The 14,420-nt window shown below is 43.2% G+C and carries 22 protein-coding genes; 17 read left to right on the forward strand and 5 right to left on the reverse strand.

What is annotated here, in order from left to right:
* Positions 1 to 56: 56 nt before the first annotated feature.
* The 10 genes from rpsP to sucD all read left to right on the forward strand — a co-directional run bounded on the left by rpsP (position 57) and on the right by sucD (position 7,327).
* Positions 57 to 329 carry a 30S ribosomal protein S16 gene (gene rpsP, locus CXF70_RS11355; RefSeq protein ID WP_084245140.1) on the forward strand — a complete coding sequence of 91 codons (273 nt, stop codon included), beginning with the start codon at positions 57 to 59 and terminating at the stop codon, positions 327 to 329.
* Between the two features lie 13 nt (positions 330 to 342).
* Positions 343 to 576, forward strand: coding sequence for a KH domain-containing protein (locus CXF70_RS11360; RefSeq protein WP_101802770.1), 234 nt, complete (start codon positions 343 to 345; stop codon positions 574 to 576).
* A 398-nt stretch (positions 577 to 974) separates the two neighbouring features.
* Positions 975 to 1,493 (forward strand): ribosome maturation factor RimM, encoded by a 519-nt coding sequence (gene rimM / locus CXF70_RS11365; protein WP_084245144.1) that lies wholly within the window; start codon positions 975 to 977, stop codon positions 1,491 to 1,493.
* Positions 1,490 to 2,215: a tRNA (guanosine(37)-N1)-methyltransferase TrmD gene (gene trmD / locus CXF70_RS11370; protein ID WP_101802771.1), complete on the forward strand. Its 726-nt coding sequence runs from the start codon at positions 1,490 to 1,492 to the stop codon at positions 2,213 to 2,215. The genes rimM and trmD overlap by 4 nt, the downstream gene beginning before the upstream one ends.
* Positions 2,216 to 2,350: 135 nt before the next feature.
* Positions 2,351 to 2,695, forward strand: coding sequence for a 50S ribosomal protein L19 (rplS, locus tag CXF70_RS11375; protein WP_084245148.1), 345 nt, complete (start codon positions 2,351 to 2,353; stop codon positions 2,693 to 2,695).
* A 100-nt stretch (positions 2,696 to 2,795) separates the two neighbouring features.
* Positions 2,796 to 3,353, forward strand: coding sequence for a signal peptidase I (gene lepB / locus CXF70_RS11380; protein WP_101802772.1), 558 nt, complete (start codon positions 2,796 to 2,798; stop codon positions 3,351 to 3,353).
* An 11-nt stretch (positions 3,354 to 3,364) separates the two neighbouring features.
* Positions 3,365 to 4,234: a ribosome biogenesis GTPase YlqF gene (gene ylqF / locus CXF70_RS11385; RefSeq protein WP_084245152.1), complete on the forward strand. Its 870-nt coding sequence runs from the start codon at positions 3,365 to 3,367 to the stop codon at positions 4,232 to 4,234.
* A 97-nt stretch (positions 4,235 to 4,331) separates the two neighbouring features.
* The gene (locus CXF70_RS11390; protein WP_101802773.1) at positions 4,332 to 5,123 is read left to right on the forward strand and encodes a ribonuclease HII; all 792 of its coding nucleotides are present in this window, start codon (positions 4,332 to 4,334) and stop codon (positions 5,121 to 5,123) included.
* Between the two features lie 122 nt (positions 5,124 to 5,245).
* Positions 5,246 to 6,406, forward strand: coding sequence for an ADP-forming succinate--CoA ligase subunit beta (gene sucC, locus CXF70_RS11395; RefSeq protein ID WP_084245156.1), 1,161 nt, complete (start codon positions 5,246 to 5,248; stop codon positions 6,404 to 6,406).
* An 18-nt stretch (positions 6,407 to 6,424) separates the two neighbouring features.
* Positions 6,425 to 7,327: a succinate--CoA ligase subunit alpha gene (gene sucD / locus CXF70_RS11400; protein WP_084245158.1), complete on the forward strand. Its 903-nt coding sequence runs from the start codon at positions 6,425 to 6,427 to the stop codon at positions 7,325 to 7,327.
* Between the two features lie 89 nt (positions 7,328 to 7,416).
* On the opposite strand, the gene CXF70_RS11405 is transcribed toward sucD, so the two are convergent.
* From CXF70_RS11405 to CXF70_RS11425, 5 genes are all read right to left on the reverse strand, one after another.
* Positions 7,417 to 8,610 (reverse strand): tyrosine-type recombinase/integrase, encoded by a 1,194-nt coding sequence (locus tag CXF70_RS11405; protein ID WP_101802774.1) that lies wholly within the window; start codon positions 8,608 to 8,610, stop codon positions 7,417 to 7,419.
* A 105-nt stretch (positions 8,611 to 8,715) separates the two neighbouring features.
* Complete coding sequence (locus CXF70_RS11410; RefSeq protein WP_101802775.1) at positions 8,716 to 8,904, reverse strand: hypothetical protein; 189 nt, start codon at positions 8,902 to 8,904, stop codon at positions 8,716 to 8,718.
* Between the two features lie 14 nt (positions 8,905 to 8,918).
* Entirely contained in the window at positions 8,919 to 9,386 is a 468-nt protein-coding gene (locus tag CXF70_RS11415; protein ID WP_101802776.1) for an ImmA/IrrE family metallo-endopeptidase, read from the reverse strand.
* 82 nt (positions 9,387 to 9,468) lie between these two features.
* Positions 9,469 to 10,170 (reverse strand): coiled-coil domain-containing protein, encoded by a 702-nt coding sequence (locus CXF70_RS18460; RefSeq protein WP_233208620.1) that lies wholly within the window; start codon positions 10,168 to 10,170, stop codon positions 9,469 to 9,471.
* 113 nt (positions 10,171 to 10,283) lie between these two features.
* On the reverse strand, positions 10,284 to 10,715 hold the full coding sequence (locus CXF70_RS11425; RefSeq protein ID WP_101802777.1) for a helix-turn-helix domain-containing protein: 432 nt from the start codon (positions 10,713 to 10,715) through the stop codon (positions 10,284 to 10,286).
* Between the two features lie 149 nt (positions 10,716 to 10,864).
* On the opposite strand from CXF70_RS11425, the gene CXF70_RS11430 reads away from it, so the two are divergent.
* The 7 genes from CXF70_RS11430 to CXF70_RS18070 all read left to right on the forward strand — a co-directional run bounded on the left by CXF70_RS11430 (position 10,865) and on the right by CXF70_RS18070 (position 14,349).
* Positions 10,865 to 11,086 carry a helix-turn-helix transcriptional regulator gene (locus CXF70_RS11430; protein WP_199172825.1) on the forward strand — a complete coding sequence of 74 codons (222 nt, stop codon included), beginning with the start codon at positions 10,865 to 10,867 and terminating at the stop codon, positions 11,084 to 11,086.
* Positions 11,087 to 11,102: 16 nt separating this feature from the next.
* Positions 11,103 to 11,825, forward strand: a complete 723-nt coding sequence (locus CXF70_RS11435; RefSeq protein ID WP_101802779.1) for a phage antirepressor KilAC domain-containing protein — start codon at positions 11,103 to 11,105, stop codon at positions 11,823 to 11,825.
* A 206-nt stretch (positions 11,826 to 12,031) separates the two neighbouring features.
* A complete protein-coding gene (locus CXF70_RS11440; protein ID WP_369916942.1) occupies positions 12,032 to 12,337 on the forward strand; it encodes a DNA-binding protein in 306 nt (101 codons plus the stop codon).
* Positions 12,338 to 12,425: 88 nt separating this feature from the next.
* The gene (locus CXF70_RS11445) at positions 12,426 to 12,938 is read left to right on the forward strand and encodes a helix-turn-helix domain-containing protein (protein ID WP_101802781.1); all 513 of its coding nucleotides are present in this window, start codon (positions 12,426 to 12,428) and stop codon (positions 12,936 to 12,938) included.
* A 279-nt stretch (positions 12,939 to 13,217) separates the two neighbouring features.
* Entirely contained in the window at positions 13,218 to 13,592 is a 375-nt protein-coding gene (locus tag CXF70_RS11450; RefSeq protein ID WP_101802782.1) for a hypothetical protein, read from the forward strand.
* Positions 13,593 to 13,609: 17 nt separating this feature from the next.
* The gene (locus tag CXF70_RS11455) at positions 13,610 to 13,840 is read left to right on the forward strand and encodes a hypothetical protein (RefSeq protein WP_101802783.1); all 231 of its coding nucleotides are present in this window, start codon (positions 13,610 to 13,612) and stop codon (positions 13,838 to 13,840) included.
* 146 nt (positions 13,841 to 13,986) lie between these two features.
* Positions 13,987 to 14,349, forward strand: a complete 363-nt coding sequence (locus CXF70_RS18070; protein ID WP_233208621.1) for a YqaI family protein — start codon at positions 13,987 to 13,989, stop codon at positions 14,347 to 14,349.
* Positions 14,350 to 14,420 lie beyond the last annotated feature (71 nt).

Here is a 14,420-nt window from a genome sequence, read left to right on the forward strand (position 1 = left end):
TTTAAAGCTTGCTAATATAATATCTTGTGTGAAACTATTCGGAGGTGCTTTAAGAAATGGCAGTAAAAATTAGATTAAAACGTATGGGAGCTAAAAAATCTCCTTTCTATCGTATTGTTGTAGCTGACTCACGTGCTCCACGTGACGGCCGTCAAATCCAGACAGTAGGTACTTACAACCCGCTGACAGTTCCAGCTGAAGTTAAAATCGACGAAGAATTGGCGTTGAAATGGCTTCACGATGGCGCTAAACCATCTGACACTGTTCGTAACTTGTTTTCTCAAAAAGGCATTATGGAGAAATTCCATAACGACAAATTAAACAAGTAAGGGAGACTTTCTTATGAAGCAGCTGATTGAAACCATTGTGAAACCGCTGGTTGATCATCCGGAAGAAGTTCGTATTGAAATTGACGAAAATAATAGCCGTATTGTCTACAAGCTTTCCGTGCATCAGCAAGATACAGGGAAAGTGATCGGTAAGCAAGGCCGTGTGGCGAAAGCCATCCGCGCTATCGTGTATTCAGCAGCAGGCAATCATCATAAGAAAAAAACTTACCTCGATATTGTGGATTGAGTAAAAGGAAGGAGCCCCGGTTCCTTCCTTTTTTCTTGGAGAAGGCAGTGTTTGAATGACTCAACCGATATTCCGCAAAGCAGCTCCGCTTTCCTGGTGGCTTGCGCTGAGCTAACTCGGGCTCGCTCCACTTCGCCCGAGTGGATCTCAGCACTTCGCTTACTCACCTGGGAGTCTGCGCTGCTTTGCTCCATATCTCTTAATAAAACTTTCAAATGAAAGAGCGGAAGGTGGCGACTCCTGCAGGATATAGAGCTAGTCCTGAGACCCCGCAGGTAGCGAAGCGGACGAGGAGGCTCAGGCAGCTCCCTGCGGAAAGCGTCCACCTGGAGCGATTTCATGAAAAAATAGATAACATAATAATATTTAATGTAAGAGACACGAAAGGATGTTTGCGCGTGGAATGGTTTAATGTAGGCAAAATCGTCAATACCCACGGAATCCGCGGAGAAGTGCGTGTTTTATCCCGCACGGATTTTCCGGAGGAACGTTTTGCAGTAGGGACGAAACTGGGCCTTTTTAAGAAAGATGAAAAGAAGCCGATCATGGTCAAAATTGCGAGCCATCGTCAGCATAAGAATTTTGAACTGCTGACATTTGAAGGCTATCCTAATATCAATATGGTTGAAGAGTTCAAAGATTCGTATCTGCGAATTGCTGAACATGACCTGACGGAATTGGAAGAAGGCGCGTTCTATCACCATGAAATTTTGGGCTGTACAGTCTTCACTGACGAAGGCCGTGAACTGGGCAAAATCACCGAAATCCTGGAAACCGGTGCGAATGACGTATGGGAAATCACACCTCAAGCCGGCAAGAAGCATTATATCCCGTATATCGAAGATGTCGTCAAGGACATTGATGTCGAAGAGAAAAAAGTGACGATTGAAGTCATGGAAGGTTTGTTGAACGAATGAAAATAAATGTTCTTTCATTATTCCCAGCCATGTTCGAAGGTGTTTTCAACCAGTCGATGCTTAAGAAAGCCCAGGAAAAAAATGCTGTAACATTTGCAGTATCCGATTTCAGGGAATTTGCCGATAATAAACGCCAGGTGGATGATTATCCATTTGGCGGCGGTGCTGGAATGGTGCTGAAGCCCGAACCGGTTTTCAACGCTGTAGAAGCGCTCTCTGGCCAAGGGAAGCCCCGTGTCATCCTGATGTGCCCGCAAGGTGAACGCTTTACACAGAAAAAAGCGGAAGAGCTTGCTCAGGAAGAGGAACTGATTTTCATCTGTGGCCATTACGAAGGATACGATGAACGGATCCGTGAACATCTGGTGACTGATGAGATTTCAATCGGCGATTTTGTTTTGACTGGCGGGGAACTGGCGGCCATGACTGTCATCGACAGTGTAGTAAGACTGCTGCCCGGCGTGCTCGGCAATGCGGATTCGCCTGTTAAGGATTCTTTTTCGACAGGTTTTCTGGAGCATCCACAGTACACAAGACCCGCTGAATACCGCGGGTGGAAAGTGCCTGATGTTTTGACTTCCGGAAACCACGGGAAAGTCGATAAATGGCGCGAGGAACAGACACTGAAAAGAACACTCGAACGCCGTCCGGATCTGCTGGAGAAAATCGACCTAACTGATGAACAGAAGAAGATTTTGGATGACTTGAAAAATAGAAAATGATCACAGATTATCTCTTGCAAATGCTGTTGCTTAGTGATAACATGGAGTCTGTACTTTTATGTGAAGTACAGGATCACGGTGTTCCGCTGCAATCGGCTTATGAATGCAAGAGCATCTGTAGAAGGAGAGAAAACCATGCAAAACATTATTACAGAAATCACAAAAGAACAGCTTCGTACGGATCTCCCAGATTTCCGTCCTGGTGATACTGTCCGCGTCCACGTTAAAGTTGTCGAGGGTACACGCGAACGTATTCAGGTATACGAAGGAGTTGTCATCAGCCGTCGCGGAGGCGGGATCAGTGAATCATTCACTGTCCGCAAAATCTCTTACGGTGTTGGTGTTGAACGTACATTCCCTGTACACACACCAAAAATTGCTCAACTTGAAGTTACCCGTCGCGGTAAAGTTCGTCGTGCGAAACTGTACTACTTGCGCAACCTTCGCGGTAAAGCAGCTCGCATCAAAGAAATCAGATAAGATTGCAATGCAGAAAGAGGGCGTCCGCGCCCTCTTTCTTTTTTGCTTAAATGGAAATATCCTTGTACAATTAAAGCACAAAGCATAGGGAGGAACGCGCATGGAATCAGAAGCGAAAAAGAAAAACGAAGTGTGGGAATGGTCGAAAGCTCTATTGATCGCGTTCGGTCTTGCAGCAATTATCCGTATATTCCTTTTTACGCCGATTGTGGTTGATGGGGAGTCGATGATGCCGACGCTAGAACATGGAGACCGCATGATTGTCAATAAAATTGGCTATAATATTGGGAATCCGGAACGGTTTGACATCATCGTTTTTCATGCGCCTGAAGAAAAAGATTATATCAAGCGGATCATCGGCTTGCCGGGTGATCATATCGCTTATGAAAATGACCAATTATATATTAACGGTGAACCAATAGATGAGCCGTATCTGGACGACTACAAAAAAGATGTCAGTGGCACATTAACAGAAGATTTTACGCTTGAAGAAAAGATAAATTCCAGTACTGTACCGGAAGGAACAGTATTTGTAATGGGCGATAATCGCCGGGCAAGCAAGGACAGCCGGATTATCGGAGTAGTTCCGATGGAAGAGGTCGTCGGCAACACAAGCCTGGTATTCTGGCCATTCGAAGAAGCTGGACTTGTTAAGTAAGGAGAGATTTTATGACGATTCAATGGTTTCCGGGGCATATGGCGAAAGCCCGGAGAGAAGTAACTGAAAAACTGAAATTAGTCGATATCATATTTGAACTTGTTGATGCGAGACTGCCTTTATCATCACGCAACCCAATGATCGATCAGGTGATTCAGCAGAAACCAAGGCTGATCATCTTAAACAAGATGGACATGGCCGATGATGCAGAAACGAAAAAGTGGATCCACTATTTTGAAGAACAAGGAACACGTGCAGTAGCCATCAACTCGCTTGAAGGCAAAGGACTGCAGCTGGTGACGAAAGCGTCAAAAGAGATCCTCGCCGAAAAATGGGACCGCATGATTGCAAAAGGGATCAAACCCCGCGCTATCCGTGCCATGATTGTCGGGATCCCGAACGTAGGCAAATCGACTTTGATCAACCGTCTCGCTAAAAAGAGCCTTGCGAAAACCGGGAATATGCCCGGGGTGACAAAAGCGCAGCAATGGATCAAGGTTGGTAAGGAAATTGAATTGCTGGATACTCCAGGTATTCTATGGCCGAAATTCGAGGACCCTGAAACCGGTTTTAAATTGGCGGTGACCGGAGCCATCAAAGATTCTGTCATCCAAATGCAGGAATTGGCCATCTATGCCCTTAAATTTTTGGAACAGCGGTATCCGGAGCGTTTGAAAGAGCGTTATGGAATCGATCATATCGATGAAGAAATTGTCCATACCTTTGACCACATTGCCAAAAAGCGCCGTTTTGTATCGCATGAAGGCGAAGTGGATTATGAGATGACCGCCGAAGCGATTGTACGGGACATCCGCAATCAATACCTTGGACGAGTCACGTTTGATTATAAAGATGAAATGATAGTGGAAGAAGAGGCGTAACAACAATGCAGGCAAATGAAAGAGGCTGATCCGATTCCGGGCAGCCTCTTTTATTTTTAACAAAGTCGGCAGTTGGCGATACGGGAGGAGCAGCGGGATGCAAACGATTAAAATCATACGCGAGAAACTGGGCGAGACAAAAAAGTGGGAGCCTTGGATCGATGAATTGGAAACGGATGAACGAAAGGCTGTCCAAAAATTATTGGCTTCCTGGAAACGCAAACAGTCACTTCAGGAAAAGTTATTCGAGAACCTTGAACTCAAACAGCAATTCGACCATTCATTCAAAGAAAGTCCTGATTGGACCGTGGCGGGGATCGATGAAGCAGGGAGAGGTCCGCTAGCTGGACCGGTTGTGACGGCAGCCGTCATACTTCCTGACCATTGCCCGACACTTCTCGGGCTTGATGATTCAAAAAAAATCCCGAAAGCGAAAAGGGAATTTTTTGCCGAGGAAATAAAAAAAGTGGCTGTAAGCTATGCTGTACATATACAGCCTCCTGAAGAAATTGACCGATTGAATATCTATCAGGCAACAAAGCAGTCAATGGCTGAAGCCGCGATATTACTTGAACCTGCGCCGTCGATCATTCTCGCCGATGCCATGCAGCTCGATGTCGGAATTCCTTGTGCATCGATTATCAAAGGGGACGCCAAAAGTCTGTCGATTGCAGCTGCCTCCATTTTGGCCAAAACAGGAAGGGACGCCATAATGGAAGCGTATGCGGCTGAATATCCTGGATATGGTTTCGAACAGCACGCCGGATATGGAACAAAATCACATGTGCAGGCAATTAATGAGCTCGGTATAACTCCGATTCACAGGCGCACTTTCGAACCTGTAAAAGGGATTGTGGAGCAGGCGGGTGCAATGAAAATGAATGAATGAAGTGATTGAATATTTCAAGTATTCATTAGCTTGGCTGTCTACTGTGGACATTTTGTGGCAACTTTAATACAATGGTAAAGGCAATAAAATTAAGAGACAGATGTTTGATTGGAGGATGACAGATGAATATCCATGAATATCAGGGAAAACAGGTCCTGAAACAATATGGCGTATCAGTTCCAGAAGGCCATGTTGCTTTTTCACCTGAAGAAGCAGTCAAAGCAGCGAAAGAACTTGGTTCGGATGTTGTCGTTGTAAAAGCTCAAATCCACGCAGGTGGACGAGGCAAAGCAGGCGGCGTCAAGCTGGCTAAAAACTTGGATGAAGTGCGCGAGTACGCTAAGGAACTTCTTGGCAAAACGCTTGTGACTCACCAAACAGGTCCCGAAGGTAAAGAAGTTAAGCGTCTTTACATCGAAGCGGGCAGCAACATCGAAAAAGAATACTATCTTGGATTGGTTCTTGACCGTGAAACTTCCCTAGTCAACTTGATGGGATCAGAAGAAGGCGGAATGGACATCGAGGAAGTAGCAGCAAACACACCGGAGCGAATCTTCTATGAAGAAATCGATCCTGTTGTCGGTTTGACTGGTTTCCAGGCTCGCCGTATGGCATTCAACATGAACATCCCGGCAAAGCTTGTAAACAAAGCAGCCAAATTGATGCTGGGCCTTTACCAGGCTTATGTGGAAAAAGATGCTGCAATCGTTGAGATCAACCCATTGGTTGTAACTGGCGACGGACAGGTAGTGGCTTTGGATGCGAAGTTCAACTTCGATGCAAACGCGCTATACCGTCATCAGGACATCATGGAAATGCGCGATTACGATGAAGAAGATGCCAAAGAAATCGAAGCTTCCAAGTATGACTTGAGCTACATTTCATTGGATGGAAACATCGGCTGTATGGTTAACGGTGCCGGCCTTGCTATGGCAACAATGGATACGATCAACTATTACGGCGGCTCACCCGCTAACTTCCTTGACGTTGGGGGCGGTGCCACTGCTGAGAAAGTAACGGAAGCTTTCAAGATCATTCTTTCTGACAAGAATGTAAAAGGGATCTTCGTTAACATTTTCGGCGGTATCATGAAGTGTGACATCATTGCGGAAGGTGTTATTCAAGCTGCTAAAGAAGTCAGCCTTGAAGTGCCATTAGTTGTCCGTCTTGAAGGAACGAACGTAGAACTTGGTAAAAAACTGCTGAACGAATCAGGTCTGAACATCGTAGCTGCCGGCACTATGGCGGATGGCGCGAAACAGATCGTAGAACTTGTAGGCTAAAGAAGGGCAGGGACAAAAATGAGTGTATACATTAATAAAGACACAAAAGTGCTTGTACAGGGAATTACAGGGTCAACTGCCCTTTTCCATACAAAGCAAATGCTTGAATACGGAACGAAAATCGTTGCGGGTGTAACACCAGGCAAAGGCGGTACTGAAGTTGAAGGCGTACCTGTTTTCAACACAGTTGAAGATGCCGTAAAAGCTACAGGTGCTAATGTATCTGTAATTTATGTACCGGCTCCTTTTGCTGCTGACGCAATTCTTGAAGCAGTGGAAGCTGATCTGGACATGGCTATCTGCATCACTGAACACATTCCTGTATTGGACATGGTAAAAGTGAAGCGTTATATGGAAGGCAAGAAAACACGTCTTGTCGGACCTAACTGCCCGGGTGTCATCACTCCGGACGAATGTAAGATCGGCATCATGCCTGGCTACATTCACAAAAAAGGACATGTCGGTGTTGTATCACGCTCTGGTACGTTGACGTACGAAGCGACTCACCAATTGTCTGAAGAAGGAATCGGCCAATCGACTGCTGTCGGCATCGGCGGAGACCCTGTAAACGGCACAAACTTTATCGATGTATTGAAGGAATTCAATGAAGACGAAGACACTTATGCTGTTGTCATGATCGGTGAAATCGGTGGTACTGCTGAAGAAGAAGCTGCAGAATGGGTTAAAGCTAACATGACTAAACCTGTTGTCGGCTTTATCGGCGGACAGACTGCTCCAGAAGGAAAACGCATGGGCCACGCTGGTGCGATCATTTCCGGAGGTAAAGGAACTGCTGCAGATAAGATCAAAGCAATGAACGCTGCTGGAATCGAAGTTGCAGACACTCCATCAGTTATCGGTGAAACTTTGATCAAAGTGATCAAAGAAAAAGGTCTTTACGACGCTTGTAAAACACATTAATCAATAAAATAAGCCAGAAACGTTGATAATACAGCGTTTCTGGCTTTTCTTTTTCTCCGAAATTCCACTACTCGCACAAAACTCGCACACTAGGCTTCAAAATACGCAGAAAAAATCTCTCCATAATGAATCTCCACTTTTTTCGATGCATTCTTTTTCATCTTCTTCGTGATATGCGTATAGATATTTTTAGTGGTCTTGGCATCCGCATGACCGACCCGGTTCATTATCGTGTCTAGATCCACTTCAGCTTCTGTCAGCATCGTCACATGGGTATGGCGGAGAATATGCGGCCCGTCTAGTTTAGTGATGCCAGCTTTCTCGCACAAGCGTAAATAGCGGCGATATAGAAACTTGGTCGAAAACGGATAACCGGTCTTCTGCCGGCAAAACACAAAGTTCTTGTCGTGGTAGTTTTCAGCATCTTTCCGGAACTTCATCCGACTTTCCAACTGGTTCAGCTTTAGTCGTTTGAGCATGTTGATCACGTTATCATCTATATCCACGATACGGATCGATTGCACAGACTTTGGCGGAGTTAGCTCGTAGTCCTTTATGGCACCTGGACTATCCATTGTCTTGGTGATTCGGATCTGACTTTCTTCAAAATCGATATCTGACCAGCGAAGGGAGCACAGCTCGCCAGCTCGCAATCCGGTAAAGGCAATTAAGAAGAACCATTCTTCATCGAAGATGAGTCCGTCAGTTCGTGTAGCAGCTAAGAAGCGTTCCAATTCGTCACGTTCAAAGTACTTTTCTTTGATTTCCTCACTCTCTATTTCTTCTACAGTTTGGCGGCGTCTCGGAATAACAATGTGGTCCACCGGGTTATCCATGCGCAGCCGTTGCTTCTGGGCATGACGAAAGATGAAATTGGCCGTGACTTTTACATGCGTAAGCAAGGACTTGGAGAAGTCTTTTCGATGAAGGTCCATAATCATGTCCTGAATGACCTTGTGCGTGATCCGACCAATAGCAAGGTCGCCCAGGTAAGTATTCAACAGATTAACCGTTGACTGCCGGCTACGTACAGTGCTTTTCTTCACGCCTGATTGCTCGTAAACGTCCATCCATTCAACAGCGACTTCGCGGAAGGGGAGATGATTAGCTGTTTGTCCATCAATCCCTGACTGCAACGCTTCCAGTGTTTCCTTTACCTTCCGCTGAGCTGTACTTTTTTTGACCGACTGGCGACGTATAGGGTTTCGTTTATTAGTGATCGGATCACGCGGCCCTTCGGCATAACATTCCCATTTGCCATTCTCTAATTTTCTACATTTCATGGCATACACTCCTCCGGTTCACCATATCATTGAATAATAAAGGCTACCGGTAATTTTGGGGGTAGCTAGTGTTGGAAATGTGAATTTTTTTCTTGCCAAACCTCACTAATGGTAAATTTCAGCTTCAATTGGTGGTCCTTCTGTGGGATTGCCAAATTCATCACAATAACCTTTAATTTCTCCGAAAAATTCGCCATCCATTTCGAAGATGCGTCCAATTAGTGGAATAGCACGCGGGTATAATTCCTGATGTTTACCGAGGTCTTTGAATGGAATATAGAATTCTTTTTTCATATCTATCCCTCATTTCAATAGTTGGCTGCTTTCAAGTTTCTTAAATATTGTTCCAGTCGTTGCTCTGCAAAGTCCTTATCTACTTGAAACGTCTCCATGATCATCCAAACAGCTTCCCGGTGGTAAATGGGCAACTTAATTTCATCCAGCATAAAAGAGGGAACACAGAAGTTTAGCGCGAAATTTCGAGCTTTAGCTTCCTGGTATACCTCCCAAGTCATCGGCATGGTGATTTGATTTCCGTAATGCCAGAGGACATGACACAGTTCGTGAGCGAAACTCTGCCATTGTTTTTTGTTTTCAGCTCTACTATCCAGTGAAATTGTTTTGCCAACTCTCATCGAGCTGAAGGGAGTATAAATAACGACAAGACCCAGGCGATTTGCAATCGTTTCTATTTCCATTTGGTGCGGGTGATATACATCAATACGATGCAATAAATTTTTAACGTAATCCTCTAAAATGTTATATGTATAATTCATCAAAGCGCCCCTTTCAGAACGTATGTTCTTATTAAGTGTAAAAGAAAAGCCCTAAAAGGGCAAATAAATCTAAAAATGGGAATTATTCGACTGGTGTTAGAGTAGCAGTTGAATGGTTTTCAATGATATATCCGTCGAATACATAAAATATATATTCAGCTTCTCCGTAAGTGCCACCCAGAATAGTATTCACGTCTATGCTCCCACTATCGTCGTAAGTCTGGAAGTTACTTCCGCGTCCAACAGGTTCAGCTTTATACCTGCCAGGCGGTACATCTTGCCCCACAATGAAAGTTCCGGCACTCAATTGAATCGGCTCTTCATCTTTTTCTTTAATCAACTGATCAACTGTAGCTAACTCATCGTTCTTACTCGCTATTTGTGAATCCAGGGAACTTAATTCTTCCTTCTTCGAGCTCAGTTGACCTTCAGCTTTCTTGATTTCTGCTAGTAAATCTTTTTTCTTTTTAGAGATATCCATAGCTTCATCGAATTTCGCTTGATTCTCTTTTATCTCATCAAGCACATCATCATTTTTGCTGTTAGTAGCCTCAAGCTCATCTTCTTTAGCTTCAATTTCAGTGATGACAGCTGCTAGTTCAGATTCTTTAGCTGCAATCTCCTTTTCCATTTCTTCGTAAGTAACTTTCTTATCACCGAGCGGTACAGCTGCATTCGTATTACCCATGCCGTAGCCAATCCCTAGGACAAACAATAGTCCCGCAACTAACCATGTCCACTTCGACTTTAGAATCTTTTGAGATAGATCTTTTCTTTTCTCCATTTAATAACCCCCTTAAAAATTATTCATTGATAACCATATATGCTAAATATTTCTATGTTGCTAAAAAGAAAACCCTGCAATCAAAGCAGGGGCATAGATAACAGTATAGTTAATTATTCCTTATTATTGTTTTTTAGAGCTAAATCTCGTAAATAAAAAGCCTCAAAGCTTTCAAGTAATTCTACAATATCAGCCGGTTTACTTTCAAAAGACACTTCATGTTGCGAAAGAGCATATTGGAGTATGGCTTGTTGATAATTATTTAAATGGCTCACGTTAATTTCCTCACCATTGTTTAACCTAATTTTGTATTCTCCGTCTATATTATTATAATCTATAAACTTCGGGTTATCAGTACGACCGAGAAGATAGTCAGTTGAAACATCAAAATAATCGGCTATTCGTTGCAAGGTATCATAATCAGGCTGACGGTGCCCACGTTCGTAATTGGCATAAGTGCCTCTATTAATACTCAGCCTATTTGCTAATTCATTTTGAGTAAGATTAATCGACTTTCTAAGTTGCTGAAGTCTTTTGTTAAACACTTTCGGCACCTCCTAATATTTCAATTATAACGTTTCAATAAGAAACAAAAAAGAAATGTTTCGAAAAGACGATATTTTTGTTGACATTGTTTCATTTCGAATATATTATTGGAATATGAATACAAAACGAAACAAAAGAGGTGAAAGAATTGGAAAGAGAATGGCTTATCGAAAAGCGAGGTCACTTAACACAACAAGAAGCTGCAGATCTTATCGGTATTTCGAGAGGCGCCTACGCTAATATCGAGGTTGGCAATAGGAATCCATCAGTTAAAGTTGCGAAAAGAATAGCTGATGCATTTGGTTTTCACTGGACTATTTTTTTTACAGAAGAAGTCGTCGATTCGAAACAAAAGCGCTCAGCAGTATAAGAAGGGAGAGGGTTAAATGAATGAATTAATTCGAACTTCGCAAGATACCACGGGAGAAATTACATTAAGCGGTCGTGATCTACATGAATTCTTAGAGGTAGGTACTCGATACGATATTTGGTTTAACCGCATGACGGAATATGGTTTCGAAAAAGAAGTCGATTTTGTTGAAGTCGTTCAAAAAAGAACAACATCACATGGCCGTGAACACGAGATTATGGACCACCAAATCAAACTCGACATGGCCAAAGAAATTGCCATGATCCAACGCTCTGAAAAAGGAAAAGAGGCACGTCAGTATTTTCTTCAAATCGAAAAGCTTTGGAATAGCCCGGAAATGGTCATCAAACGAGCTATGGACTTCCAGCAACAGAAAATCGTTCAGCTTGAAGCGAAAGTCAAAGCTGATGAAAAGAAAGTCTTCCTGGCAGAAGCTATTCAAGTCAGCGAAAACGCTGTACTGATCAAAGACCTGGCAACGATTCTTTGTCAAAGAGGATTGGATATCGGTCAGAATCGCTTATTTGAAATTTTGAGGGAAAAGGGTTACTTACTTAGCAGCAACGCTTACTGGAATAAGCCTTCGCAAAAAGCAATGGAACTGAAGTTGTTCGAGGTTACGACCCGTCTGCATACATCGAGCGATGGCAGCACGTATTTGAAATACACGCCGAAAGTGACCGGCAAAGGGCAGTTTTACTTTATCAACAAGTTGCTGGCAGGGAGCAAAGCTATCTGAGGGTTGAACCAAAAGGAGTGGTAGCGTGGAGTATTTAATATTTTTTATTTTAGGATTTTGGTTACGTCCTTTTATAACGGTGGTGGGCGTGACGATTGCGGTAATAGTAAAAAATTCGTGGATAGCCTATCAAAAGAACAAATAGGAGTTCGCACATAAATAGAAAAAAAGGCGTGAGGGACGCCCCAGAGTGGAGGATGACAATCGTGGAACAAACAACTCTCATTACTATGTCCGTTGAGGATTTACGGAGCATCATCCGAGAGGAGGTTGATGCAGCGACAAAGCATTTAAAACCGAGGGAAGAGTTGCCGCACTTTCTAACCCGTAAAGAAGCGAAGGAACTTCTGCGGATCAATGAAACAAAAATGAGTGAGCTGATGGGCAGACCGGATTTTCCAGTTTGCAGAGAGTTTGGAGTGAAGATCTACACAGAGGAGTTACTGAAATGGGTGGAAGCTAATACGCAAGGTATTCAACCGAAAGCCACTCGTATTCGCTCTGTAAGTTAATTATACATCCGCCGTATAAAAACGGCGGTCTACATAGAGTCTACTTGCATATGAAATGTGAATTAAAAATCAGAAAGGAAGAGAAGATATGAAAAAGTCACCGTTAACACAGTGCATGAAGGAAATGCGTAACGGCCAGACACAAGAACAATTGGCAATGGAGTTAAATGTATCGAGGGAATCAGTATCCAAATATGAGCGAGGGCATGTAAAAGTACCTGCTGATATATCACAAAGTTTGATGGCCAAAACGCAAAATCCTTGGTTCGCCATTGCCATCCGGAACGAATATACCAAAACAGGCCCAATACGCTTGAACGGTCCAAATTTTGACGGACACCGGTCAGCCATTCGTGAAAAGACGATTGAAGAGGTCAAGGAAGTTCTCGGCACACTTGAAGAATTTAGTTTCGCCAAGCCGCTGCAGAATATTTCGGAGTGGGAACGCCCTAATGTGGAATTGCTCGCCGAGCACATTGCCGAAGCGATCACTGCACTTGAACACACACTCGCTGTCTTATGTGAAGAAGCTGGACTCAGCTACAACGAAGTTTGGAATAGACATTATATAGAACTTCAAGCGAAAGGATATGTTCAATGATGATGGAATTGAACGAGCCAATGCACATTTACTTTTCAGTTTGTTTCTTAGTCTTTATTGCTTTCCTGATCTACCTGATGTGTAGAGGTATGGACCAGAACCTTAAAAATGAACAAAAAAATAGCAATTGATGCGTCCAACATCAATCGCCGAATTAATTAAGTATGTTACCTCAATTATATCGAGAGCTTTGGCTCTCGTCAATAAGACCAGGAGTGTCATCCCCTTTCGTTCCTGGTCTTATTGATGGGATTCAACCATCGGAAAGAGGGTGAAGAAATGAATGAGGAACTGGACTACAGCGAAGTATTTAAATTCATGCAAGAATTTCAAGTTGATTATTTGAACAGGTATCAAGAAATGATTATTGATGAACCGACCAATACTTATGTATCTATCAAGACTTGCAAAGATATGGATGATGTAAAAACTTTTGTAGTTTTTGCTCTATGTAGACCAATCGGAAAAGGCTTAGAGAAAAGAAAGGCTAACATGCTACTCAAACGAGTAAATCAGTATTTCGAAATGGACTTAACTCGCGAAGATATGCATTTGATGTACGGAGAACTTTGCTACTTAGATAAGTTTGAAAAGTTTAAAGACTTTATCAAACGAGGGTTTCCGATGCATGAATTACCTTATGAACACCATTAAAGAATGGAAGTGAACACATGACAGCTCAAGGACAAGCAGCTCTCAGCTTAGCCGAATTCGACAAATCAGCCATGATGGATGGCATTCGCAGCATGATTCATGAAGCGGCGATCACTGGAGCAAGATTGGTCTTCATCGTCAATGAAAAGCTTGGTACCACCAGGGAAGCCATTTTTATCGTCACACTTCTCAGGCTTCACGGATATGAAGTTAAGTTTCACCAGGAAGGCATCTCAATAAAATTGTGAAAGTAGGTGTACCTGAATGAGAAAAGCGTTTCATTTGTTTTTAGCCAAAAGAAAGCGGCAACTTGCTGAATCGAACCAATATGAAATGCAAAGCAGGTTAGCTTTGTCATCTGGAATGATCAAATAAATGAAAAGGAGTGTGAGTCATGAGAAATATTGAAAGTATGCAGGAATACATTGATGCCAAAGCATTAGAAAACCGCATGAATAATCTCTCTGATCGTTCAGCAAGAAGAATTGTTGACGAACTGATTAGCCGCACATGCTGGCATGCTGACGCACCAGTTAACAGAGAATGGCTGGAAAAAGAGATTGCTTCGCAAGAATCGGTTGAAAATGGATTTTTAAAGCTTGTAATTGATCATCCGATTGAAGATCACTTTGGCTCAGAGATCCGCACAGGAGATAAATGGTTTCAGGACGGAGCTGGCCGAGTGGTGTTAGAAGATAACGTTGAAGATTATCTGATTGAAGTAGCTCAAGTTGAATTTTGCAGGGCAATAGAATAAGCCGGCTGCAGAAGCAACCGGCTCACCGTCCCCATGTGGCGTGGAGTGACGTGTAAAGAATTTATATGCTG

Origin of the sequence: Planomicrobium sp. MB-3u-38 (genome assembly GCF_002836425.1) — a bacterium.
GTDB classification, from domain to species: Bacteria; Bacillota; Bacilli; order Bacillales_A; family Planococcaceae; genus Planococcus; species Planococcus okeanokoites.